12 protein-coding genes are annotated in these 10427 nt (G+C 63.1%); 9 read left to right on the top strand and 3 right to left on the bottom strand.

Annotated features, from left to right (window positions below):
* From QVE23_RS08405 to QVE23_RS08430, 6 genes are all read left to right on the top strand, one after another.
* On the top strand, positions 1 to 201 hold a 201-nt coding region (locus tag QVE23_RS08405), incomplete at its 5' end, for an iron-sulfur cluster-binding protein (RefSeq protein WP_502919085.1).
* Between the two features lie 2 nt (positions 202 to 203).
* Positions 204 to 1595, top strand: a complete 1392-nt coding sequence (gene gltA, locus QVE23_RS08410; protein WP_021749443.1) for an NADPH-dependent glutamate synthase — start codon at positions 204 to 206, stop codon at positions 1593 to 1595.
* A 201-nt stretch (positions 1596 to 1796) separates the two neighbouring features.
* Positions 1797 to 2105 carry a zinc-ribbon domain-containing protein gene (locus tag QVE23_RS08415; RefSeq protein ID WP_036630414.1) on the top strand — a complete coding sequence of 103 codons (309 nt, stop codon included), beginning with the start codon at positions 1797 to 1799 and terminating at the stop codon, positions 2103 to 2105.
* On the top strand, positions 2095 to 2478 hold the full coding sequence (locus QVE23_RS08420; RefSeq protein WP_021749445.1) for a DUF2085 domain-containing protein: 384 nt from the start codon (positions 2095 to 2097) through the stop codon (positions 2476 to 2478). The genes QVE23_RS08415 and QVE23_RS08420 overlap by 11 nt, the downstream gene beginning before the upstream one ends.
* 36 nt (positions 2479 to 2514) lie before the next feature.
* Positions 2515 to 3468: a DUF3658 domain-containing protein gene (locus tag QVE23_RS08425; protein ID WP_021749446.1), complete on the top strand. Its 954-nt coding sequence runs from the start codon at positions 2515 to 2517 to the stop codon at positions 3466 to 3468.
* Positions 3469 to 3614: 146 nt separating this feature from the next.
* Complete coding sequence (locus tag QVE23_RS08430) at positions 3615 to 3935, top strand: DMT family transporter (protein ID WP_136891712.1); 321 nt, start codon at positions 3615 to 3617, stop codon at positions 3933 to 3935.
* Between the two features lie 52 nt (positions 3936 to 3987).
* Here QVE23_RS08430 and QVE23_RS08435 read toward each other — a convergent pair whose 3' ends face one another.
* Together QVE23_RS08435 and murC are read right to left on the bottom strand one after the other, a co-directional pair.
* The gene (locus QVE23_RS08435) at positions 3988 to 4524 is read right to left on the bottom strand and encodes a prolyl-tRNA synthetase associated domain-containing protein (RefSeq protein ID WP_021749448.1); all 537 of its coding nucleotides are present in this window, start codon (positions 4522 to 4524) and stop codon (positions 3988 to 3990) included.
* A 3-nt stretch (positions 4525 to 4527) separates the two neighbouring features.
* Entirely contained in the window at positions 4528 to 5910 is a 1383-nt protein-coding gene (murC, locus tag QVE23_RS08440) for a UDP-N-acetylmuramate--L-alanine ligase (protein ID WP_256264469.1), read from the bottom strand.
* Positions 5911 to 6334: 424 nt separating this feature from the next.
* Between murC and QVE23_RS08445 the strand changes: the two genes are divergently transcribed.
* The 3 genes from QVE23_RS08445 (at position 6335) to QVE23_RS08455 (ending at position 8992) form a co-directional block, all read left to right on the top strand.
* The gene (locus tag QVE23_RS08445) at positions 6335 to 6844 is read left to right on the top strand and encodes a helix-turn-helix domain-containing protein (protein WP_021749451.1); all 510 of its coding nucleotides are present in this window, start codon (positions 6335 to 6337) and stop codon (positions 6842 to 6844) included.
* 327 nt (positions 6845 to 7171) lie between these two features.
* Complete coding sequence (locus tag QVE23_RS08450) at positions 7172 to 7615, top strand: GNAT family N-acetyltransferase (protein WP_021749453.1); 444 nt, start codon at positions 7172 to 7174, stop codon at positions 7613 to 7615.
* Positions 7616 to 7657: 42 nt separating this feature from the next.
* Entirely contained in the window at positions 7658 to 8992 is a 1335-nt protein-coding gene (locus QVE23_RS08455; RefSeq protein WP_287967929.1) for a CCA tRNA nucleotidyltransferase, read from the top strand.
* A 79-nt stretch (positions 8993 to 9071) separates the two neighbouring features.
* On the opposite strand, the gene QVE23_RS08460 is transcribed toward QVE23_RS08455, so the two are convergent.
* The coding region (locus QVE23_RS08460; RefSeq protein ID WP_287967930.1) for an ATP-dependent helicase at positions 9072 to 10427 on the bottom strand (1356 nt) is incomplete at its 5' end.

Consider the following 10427-nt stretch of genomic DNA (forward strand, 5'->3'; position numbering starts at 1 on the left):
ATGATCGACGGCACCGGCATGTGCGGCGGCTGCCGCCTGACCGTGGGCGGCGAGATGAAGTTCGCCTGCGTGGACGGCCCGGATTTCGACGGCCACAAGGTGGACTGGGATCTGGCAGTCAAGCGGAACCAGATGTATCGGGACTTTGAGGCCCACAAATATGAGGAGACCTGCAACCTGTTCAAGAAGGAGGCCGAATAATCATGGCCAATATGTCTTTGAAGAAGAATCCCATGCCCTCTCAGGAGCCCGATGTCCGCAACAAGAACTTCGACGAGGTGGCCCTGGGCTATACTGAGGAAATGGCCATCGACGAGGCCAAGCGCTGCCTGAACTGCAAGAACCCCAAGTGCGTGAACGGCTGCCCCGTGAACGTACATATTCCCGAGTTCATCGCCAAGGTGGCGGAAGGCAAGTTTGACGAGGCCTTCGGCGTCATCACCTCCACCAACAGCCTGCCCGCCATCTGCGGCCGTGTCTGCCCCCAGGAGAACCAGTGCGAGGGCCAGTGCATCCGGGGCATCAAGGGTGAGCCCGTGGGCATCGGCCGTCTGGAGCGGTTTGTGGCGGACTATCACAATACCCACGGCCATCAGGGCGGCGCTCCCGTCGTGCCGGAGAGCAACGGCCACAAGGTAGCTGTGGTAGGCTCCGGCCCTGCGGGCCTGACCTGTGCCGGCGATCTGGCCCGGAAGGGGTATGACGTCACCGTGTTCGAGGCGCTGCACCAGGTTGGCGGCGTGCTGGTGTACGGCATCCCGGAGTTCCGTCTGCCCAAGGCCATTGTGGCCAAGGAGGTGGCCCGGCTGGAACACTTCGGCGTGAAGATCATGACCGACACCGTGGTGGGCCGCACCATCACCGTGGACGAGCTGATGGATGAGATGGGTTTTGAGGCCGTGTTCATCGGCTCCGGCGCCGGCCTGCCTATGTTCATGAACATCCCCGGCGTCAACTACAAGGGCGTGCTGTCCGCCAACGAGTTCCTGACCCGCATCAACCTGATGAAGGCATACCTGCCCGATTCCGACACGCCCCTCATCCATCCCAAGAAGGTGGCCGTCGTAGGCGGCGGCAACGTGGCCATGGACGCCGCCCGGTGCGCCAAGCGCCTGGGTGCAGAGGTCTATGTTGTGTACCGCCGCGGCATGGAGGAGCTGCCCGCCCGCCGTGAAGAGGTGGAGCACGCCGAGGAGGAAGGCATCATCTTCAAGACTCTCTGCAACCCGGTGGAGGTGCTGGCGGACGAGAACGACGATGTGAAGGGAATCCGCTGCATCCGGATGGAACTGGGCGAGCCCGATGCCTCCGGCCGCCGCCGTCCCATCGAGGTCCCCGGCAGTGAGTTCGACGTGGACGTGGACTGCGTTATTATGGCCCTGGGCACCAGCCCCAACCCCCTGATCAAGTCCACCACCAAGGGCCTGGAAATCAACAAGAAGGGCGGCATCGTGGTGAACGAGGACGGTCTCACCTCCCGCGAGAACGTCTATGCCGGCGGCGACGCCGTCACCGGTGCTGCCACCGTCATCCTGGCCATGGGCGCCGGCAAGACCGCGGCTAAGGCCATCGACGAGGCATTGAGCAAGAAGTAAGATCTCCCGGACTTTTTACAAGGCGGGCAGCGAAAGCTGCCTGCCTTGTCCCTTTTGGTTGGAATCTGTCGGATTAGCCTTGACAGCAGGTGCGGGGACCGATACAATCAAGGTGCTTGGTTCCCTCAGGTGGAGGGCGCCACGCGGCTTTGGGACAGCGCGGAGGCGAACGCGGCAAACTGTGTCTTGGAGGGAAAAACGATGGCTTATTGCAGAAAATGTGGTGCATTGATCGATGACTATGCGGCGGTCTGCCCGAAATGCGGCACTCCTCAGAACGGAGGACCGAATAATCCTCCACCGGCAGCGGACAACGGCGGCTTCCTGTGGGGGCTTCTGGGCTGCTGTATTCCCATTGCAGGATTGATCTTGTTCCTGGTATGGAAGGATACCAAGCCCCGGACTGCCAAGGCGGCGGGCATCGGCGCCCTGGTGTGCGTGATCGCCTATGTACTGATGTACGTTGCGGCGGCGGTTCTGGGCATCAGCGCAGCGGTGTATGCCTATTAAGCTGCGGCGCTGGCTTTGGCGGTGGCTTCCGATTCTCTTCGGATGCCACTGCCGGCCGGATCGCTCTTTCCATTTTCGGGACGGAACGCCCTTTCCCATCTGCGCCCGGTGCACCGGGGAGCTGGCGGGCATCCTGGCGGGGCTGGCAACCTGGTGGGCGGTCCATCCCCCGGCGGGAGTGGCGGCTGTGCTGCTGGTTCCGTTGATTGCGGACGGACTTCTCCAGCTCTGTACGCCCTATGAGAGCGGTAATCTCCGGCGGCTGGCGACGGGGCTCCTCTTCGGCTACGGGCTGACGGTGCTTCTGCTCACGTCCTTGGGCTGGGCCTATCAATGGGGCTTTGGCTTTGGGAAAACATTGCTGGATCCCTGAGAAGATCAGCAGCCGTGACATCCAGGAGGCAAGACCATGCTGGAACTGTGTTTTGATATGTCAACCTGCGGTGCCCTGCGGGTGGCCCAGCGCTGCGGCGGGAGCGGACGGAAAGGCTTCGGATTCGTTCTCAGCCGCACAGAGGACGGCGGAAATGTGACATCTACTACGGTCATCGGCTTCGATGACGGAAAAGCGCCCGCGGGAGAGGAGATCCACCAGATCCAGCGGGCCCAGCGGCGGCAGGCGGCCCTGGAACGGGAGGCCATCCCCCTGGGCGGCAGTCCGAGTGATGTACTGGTCTTGTCCCTGGGACTGGATATGGGGGATATCCGAGAACCGCTGGGGGCGGACCGGTGGGACCTGCTGCGCCGGTGGTGTGATGGTGATGATGAGACCACGGACCGGGACTGGCAGCGGAATTTGGAGGCAGCGGAGCGATTGAGGTCCTGCGGCTCTAGGGACGCCGTCCGTATTTGGGTGGACCATACGCCATACGGCGCCTGCGGTCTGCTCCACGCTGCCAGCCTGCTGAAAGACACAAAGGCCGACGTCCGCGTGGTGTTCCTGCCGCCCTGGCGGGAGCGGCCGGACGGCGTCGTGGAGACCTACCTGGGTTGGGGCGAGGTGGAGCCGGAGCTGTTCGGACGCTTCCTGTCCCGGGAGGAGCCGCTGCCGCCGGTGATGCTGGGCGCTATGGCCCATCGGTGGGAGGTGCTCCGGCAGGAGAACGCCCCGCTCCGGGCGGTGGTGAACGGCCGGGTCCGCAGCGTGGGGGAGGACTTCTACGACGAAATGATCCGACGCCATCTGCCCGAGGGCCAGACGAAGATCGCCAACATCATTGGAGAGGTTCTGGGCCGGGAGAAGCCGGGCATCGGCGACGTCTGGCTGGCGGAGCGCATCCGGCAGATGCTCTCCACCGGGGAGCTGCGGATGCTCCGGGAGGACCGGGAGCGGTTTTACCGCTCTGTGGTAGAAAGGACTTGACATTTCCCGGGAAATCTGTAAAATAAAACATCAATATAGGTCCGCCGCCGGGCGGACAAAGGCGTTTGCCCCTGCATCCGTAGGCCATTGGAGATGCGGGGCGCGGGCGCCTTTTATTTTTTGCTGTCAGAGGAGGAGTGATTTGCATGGCATGGGTATTTCTGGCATGCGCGGGACTTCTGGAGGTGTTCTGGTCCTCGTTCCTGAAACTGTCCGATGGCTTCACGAAGCTGGGCTGGTCCGTGATGACCATTGCGGGGATGCTGGCCAGCTTCTATTTGCTGAGCCAGGCCATGAAGACGCTTCCCCTGGGCACTGCCTACGCCGTCTGGACCGGCATCGGGGCCGTAGGCTCCGTGGCGGTGGGCATCCTGATCTTCAAGGAGCCGGTGACCGCCGCCCGGATGTTTTTCACCGTGTTGCTGCTGACGGGCATTGTCGGCATCAAGCTGACCTCTCCCCACTGAGGGAAAACAGAAAACGAGGACCGGTCCGGTCCTCGTTTTTCCATAGATGCCGTTACAGGTCCACCACCGTCACATCGTGGCCCGTGTGGGGGAGAAAGACATGCAGCAGGTCCTCCGTCCGCAGGCGGAGGCTGGCGTCGTTCTTGCAGGGGTGGCAGCCGAACCAGGCCGCGTCATGGACTGCCCGGTCCATCACCAGCCGGACCCGGCGCTCCGTGTCATAGGCCAGGCCCAGCACGCTGGCAGAGCCGGGGGTGCAGCGGAGCATGGACTCCATCAGCTCCGGCGGGGCGAAGGAGAGGCGGGTGGTGCCCAGTTGGGCGCTGAGGACCTTGGTCTGGAAGGGCTTGCCGCCGGGCATGGTCAGCAGGTAGAACGCCGTCTTCTGCCGGTTGCAGAGAAACAGGTTCTTGCAGATGGAGATGCCCAGCACCTCGCTGACCACATCGCAGTCGGCGATGGTGTCGGCGGTCTCGTGGGCCACCCAAGCATAGGGGATGTGCAGCCGGTCCAGCAGGGCAAAGGTCTCCAGCTCCACGGCGGCGCGGCCCTCTGCCGGGGCGGCGGTGCGGATCTCTGAGATCTCCACGGCTCACACCCCCGCCAGCAGCTTTTCCCCGGCCCGGTAGATGTCACCGGCGCCTACGGTGAGGATCAAGTCGCCGGGCCGGGCCGCCTGCCGCAGAGCCGCCGCCGCCTTGTCCAGGGTGGAGCAGTACACAGCGCCGGGGATATTGCGGCACAGGTCCGCCGAGGAGATGCCCAAGGTGTTCTGCTCCCGGGCGGCGAAGATCTCCGCCAGGATGGCCACGTCCGGGATTTTCAGCTCTTCCACGAACCGCTCGAACAGCTTGGCGGTGCGAGAGTAGGTGTGGGGCTGGAAGGCCACCACCAGCCGTTCATACCCCATTTCCTTGGCGGTGGTGAACAGGGCGTGGAGCTCGTCGGGGTGATGGGCGTAGTCATCGTAGACCTCCGCCCCGTGATAGGTACCCTTGTGCTCGAATCGGCGGCCAGCGCCGGTGAAGGAGGCCAGGCCCGTCTCCACCGCATGGCCCGGCAGGCCCAGTGCCCAGGCCGCAGAGGCTGCCGCCAGGGCGTTGAGAACATTGTGGTGGCCGTAGACGTGGAGCTCTACGCGGGCGTATTTCTCGCCGCGGATCATCACGTCGAATACCGGCCTGCCGTCCACCTCCGTCAGATTGGCGGCGGTGCAGTCGGCGGTATGGTCCAGGCCGAAGGTGAAGATGGGATGCTCCAGCCCGGCCACCGCCTCCATGGCGCTGGCGTTGTCCGCGTTGACGATGACGGACCCCGCCGGGGGCACCAGCTCCGCAAACCGGCGGAAGGAGTGCTGGATGTCGGCCAGATCCTTGAAGAAGTCCAGGTGGTCCTCCTCCACGTTCAAAATCACTGCCACGGTGGGGAAGAAGCTGAGGAAGCTGTTGCAGTACTCACAGGACTCCAGGATGATGGTGTCCCCCTGGCCCACCCGATAGCCGGCGTGGAGCAGGGGCAGGGTGCCGCCGATCATCACCGTGGGATCCGCCTCCGCCGCCATGAAGATGTGGGTGCACATGGAGGTGGTGGTGGTTTTGCCGTGGGTACCGGCCACGCACAGCGCGTTGGGATACCGCTGCATGATGGCACCCCAGGCCTGGGCCCGCTCGTACACGGGGATACCCCGGGCCACGGCACCGGCGATCTCCGGGTTGCTGTCGTGGACGGCAGCGGTGCGGACCACCAGATCGCAGTCCCCCAGGTTTTCGGCGTTGTGGCCGATGGCCACGGGGATGCCCAAGGACCGGAGGTGGCGGACCGTGTCGCTCTCCGTCATGTCGGAGCCCTGGACATGGAGGCCCATGCCCCGCAGCACCTCCGCCAGGGGGCACATGGACACGCCGCCGATGCCCACCAGATGGGCCCGCTTGCCGGGGACGATATAGTCGCGGATGGGATGGAGATTGTTCATCATGAAAAGACTCCTTATCTGAAGCGCACTGCCAGCGCGCCGCTGATGATTCTGTGGGAATACCATGAGGTTGCCCAAAAACCTGCAATTCCTTACCAAATATTTCATTATAGTATGAGAAGACGGAAAATGCAACCAGAGAAATCCAGGGCCCCGTTTCAAGATCAGCGGTGGCGGCCCCAATTCCGTCGGCTTCACCAAACTGAGCGCAGCCGTAAGAGGAAGGTAATTTGCCGCATACCTGTGGCAGCTTTGCGTAATTTGCCGGTTTGGATACGTGCCGCAGGAATCAACAAATCTTGCCTGCCGCAAAAGAAAGAAGCCAAAAGCCGCCTGCACAGTCTGAACGCAAATGTTAATATACGTTGCTTGCGAAAACAGGCTGTTTCTCGTACAATGGCGTTAACCAGAAAGGAGTTCATTCCCTATGTTATGTGAAAACATCAAAGCCATCAGAAAATCAAAAGGGCTATCGCAGGAGGAACTTGCGATCAAGCTGAATGTGGTGCGGCAGACCATCTCCAAATGGGAGCAGGGATTGTCTGTTCCGGATGCTGATATGCTGATCTCCCTGTCAGAGGCGTTTGAAACACCTGTGAGCACGCTGCTCGGAGAACCTGTCACAGCGGCGAAGGCTGATGACCTGAAAGCGGTTTCCGAAAAGCTGGAGATCATAAATTTGCAGCTGGCACAGGGGAAGGAGCTGCGGCGAAAAACAGCTCGCTGCCTGCTTATTGGATTGTGTACGGCCATCGTAATTATTTCCGCAGTTTTCATTTACTGCGGGAGTCCTTATCTGGGGTGGAATTATCACGATCCGGAAACCGCCGTTGTTGGAGTCGCCTTTCACGCATTTGAATGGCTGTTTGTCAGGTTTGCGCCGATGCTCTTGATAGGAGCAATCCTTGGGATTTTCCTGACACGGAAGAAGGCATAGAGCGGGCCTGTTTTGGGGTGCAATTCAGTTCCCGAAATTCCAGCCTGAGGGGCGGAAGGCCTTGCTTCCACGCCTGGACAACAAGGGCAGCTGTGTTCCGCGGGGAAAACAGCTGCCCACGTCTTTTGCCCACGGGTGGAAACATGACCGGCTGTGAAGGAGCGGAGATCCAGGCATAGTTTCACCCAAATGACAGAAGATTTCCTTGTTCCGTGAAATCACGATCATACTTCAAAAGGCAGAATCCGGTGGCCCCTGCCTTGCGGCGGGTCGCTTGGTGTGGTATCATCAGAGCAGCGCGAGGTACAGGAGGAATGGAGGAGGCCCATGATCCGAAGAATGGGGAAGGGCGACCTGGATGCTGTGGCGGCCATCTGGTTGGACGCCAACCGGGAAGCCCACGATTTCATCCCAGCAGCCTATTGGCTGGGACATTTTGCAGAGGTCAGGACTGCGCTGGCCCGGGCGGAGGTCTGGGTCTTTGAGACGGAGGCGCGGGCCGAAATTTCAGGCTTCATCGGACTTCTGGGAGACTACATCGCCGGCATCTTCGTCCGGAGGGAGGCCCGGTCCGGCGGCGTGGGCCGGCAGCTGTTGGACCACGTGAAGACCAGCCGCGGGCAGCTGCGCCTGCAGGTCTACCGGAAAAACCTCCGGGCGGCAGCCTTCTACCGGCGGGAGGGGTTCCGTGTCCTGGAGGAGGGCGTGGATCCCGAGACTGGGGAAGCGGAACTTCTTATGGAGTGGCGATGGGACGGCCCGCAGAGCTGATCCGCGATACGCAAGGAGAATGGACATAAGGGAGGTGGACACATGACGACGGTAACGATCCCCGCTCCGGTAGGGGAGATCCTGAAAACACTGGAGGCGGCGGGGTATGGCGCATGGTGCGTGGGCGGCTGCGTCCGGGATGCCCTGCTGGACCGGATGCCGGGGGACTGGGATGTGACCACTTCCGCCCGGCCGGAGGAGACTATGGCCCTGTTTGCCGGCCGGGCTGTCCCAACTGGTCTGCGCCACGGCACCGTCACCGTAAAGACGGAGCAGGGTGGCGTGGAGATCACTACACTCCGGCGGGACGGTGCCTATCGGGACCACCGGAGGCCGGAGACCGTGACGTTCACCGACTCTCTGGAGGAGGATCTGCGGCGCCGGGACTTCACCATCAACGCGATGGCAGCGGACCTGCAGGGGACCCTGTACGACCCTCTGGGCGGCCGGGCAGACCTGACGGAGAAGGTCCTGCGGTGTGTGGGAGAGCCGGACCGCCGGTTCGGCGAGGATGCCCTCCGCATCCTGCGGGGACTGCGGTTCGCGGCGGAGCTGGGGGTCACTGTCCATCCGGATACAGCGGTGGCCATCCACCGGAACCGGGAATTGCTGAGAGCCATTGCTCCGGAGCGGATCTGGGCGGATCTGAAAAAGCTGGTGTCCGGAAAATGGGCCGCAGAGGTCCTGCGGGCCTATCCGGATGTGGCTGGCGTCTTCTGGCCGGAGATTCTGCCCATGGTGGGGTTTGACCAGCGGAACGGCCACCATTGTTATGATGTGTGGGAGCACACCCTCCATGCCATGGAGAAAGTGAAACCGGAGCCGGAGCTGCGGCTGACCATGCTGCTTCACGATATTGGAAAGCCAAATTGCTTTACAGTGGATGGGCTGGGCTGCGGACACTTTTACGGCCATCCGGCGGAGAGCGCCCGCATGGCGGAGGCCATGCTGGGTCGCCTCCGGGCCGAGACGGCTCTCCGGGAGACGGTGGTACAGCTGGTGGCTTGGCATGACCGCAACATCCCACGCACCCGCCCGGGCGTGGCTCGGGCACTGGGGGCACTGGGGGAGCGGGACCTGCGGCGTCTGCTGGATGTGAAGCGAGCGGACAATCTGGCTCAGGCCCCGGCGTACCGCTTCCTGCAGGGGGAGATCGACAGGGCGGAATGCATCCTGGACCAGCTGCTGGTGGAGGGCGCCTGCGTATCCCTGCGGCAGCTGGCGGTGAACGGGCGGGACCTGCTGGCCATGGGACTCTCCGGCCCCGCGGTGGGACAGACTTTGCGGGAACTGCTGAACGCTGTGCTGGATGACTCCCTGCCCAACGAGCGTCACGCGCTGTTGGCTGCTGTCAGGGATCGGGCACACCGAAGCTGAAGGCAACGGAAAAGAGAGAAGCCCCGGACACACACGTGTGCCCGGGGCTTTTGGTATGAACTGGGAGAAGGGGAAGCGATCAGAACAGGCGCAGCTGTTCCGCCTCCCGGCGGCGGCCGGTGGTCTCCCGGACCACCGTCTCCGGCAGTTCCCGCAGGAAGGGAGAGAACTCCGGCGCGGCGGTGAGGATCAGTTCCTCCCGGGCCCGGGTGAGGCCCACAAAGAAGAGCCGCCGCTCCTCTTCCGCATCCGCCGGGCGGCCGGGGGACTCCAGGGGCATCGCTCCGGCGGAGAGACCCGCCAGGAACACCGCAGGGAATTCCAAACCCTTGGCACCGTGGAGCGTCATCAGGCGCACTGCGCCGGAGGCCCAGTGTTTGCCGGATGCCCGCCGGAGGTCTGCCTCCTGGCCCAGGACCAGAGCATCCCAGAGGCTGTCGAAGTCCTCGTGGAATACCGCCGTGTTCCGCAGGCGTTCCAGGGCCGGAGAGGTGCCGTACTGTTCCTCCCACTGTTCCACCAGCTTCCGGGGTGTTTCCGTCCGGACCAGAGGGAGCCAGACCTCTGCCCGGCCCAGCCAGTTTTCCAGAATGCCGTGGCCCCGGACCGCCTCCTGCAGGGCCGCCGAGTCCAGCGTGCCCATCTTTTGGCAGAGCGTCTGGGCCTTCTGGATGAGATCTGCCGGGCAGTTCCACAGCAGCCGGAGGGCGGACTCCAGCGCCGCGTTGTCTGCTGGCACCACCAGGGAACGGAGGAAGCCCAGCGCCCCCCGAACCGCCGGGTCATCCAGGAAGTCCTCCCGCCCGGTGACAAGACAGGGAATATCGTCGTGGCGGAGGCATTTCTCCACCAGCTCCAGCTGCCGGTGGGTGCGGCAGAGCACCGCAATATCGGAAAAGGCCCGCACCGTCCGCTCGTGGCCCAGGGCCTGGGCCTCCAGCATGTCCACGCCGCCGGTCATACGGCCGATCTCCTTGGCGATGAATACGGCCTCGGAGAAGCTGTCCGCTGCCTGGACCAGCCGCACGGCAGGACCGGCGGGGCAGCGGGGGGTCAGTATTCGGCCCCCGCCGGGATTATGACCGATTACTGCCAAGGCCGTATCCAGAATGGCCGGAGCAGAGCGGTAATTTTCTGTTAGGTGAATTTCCTTTACACCAGGATGCTCCTCTTGAAGCCGCTGGAAGCACCGGCAGTCGGCGCCCCGGAAGCCGTAGATGGACTGGTCCGGGTCGCCGATGACGAACAGCTCCCCGCTCCGGCTCCAGGACCGGACCAGCCGGTATTGGATATCGTTGATATCCTGAAACTCGTCCACCAGCACATGACGGAAGCACCGCAGGCCGGTGACATCCCGCTTCAGTCCTTCGGTCAGCAGGTCGTCGAAGTCCAGAGCGCCCAGGTCCAGCAGCCTGGCCTGATAGGCGTCGTACAG

The sequence above is a fragment of the Oscillibacter sp. KLE 1728 genome, assembly GCF_934833455.1.
In the GTDB taxonomy this organism is placed as follows: domain Bacteria; phylum Bacillota; class Clostridia; order Oscillospirales; family Oscillospiraceae; genus Oscillibacter; species Oscillibacter welbionis.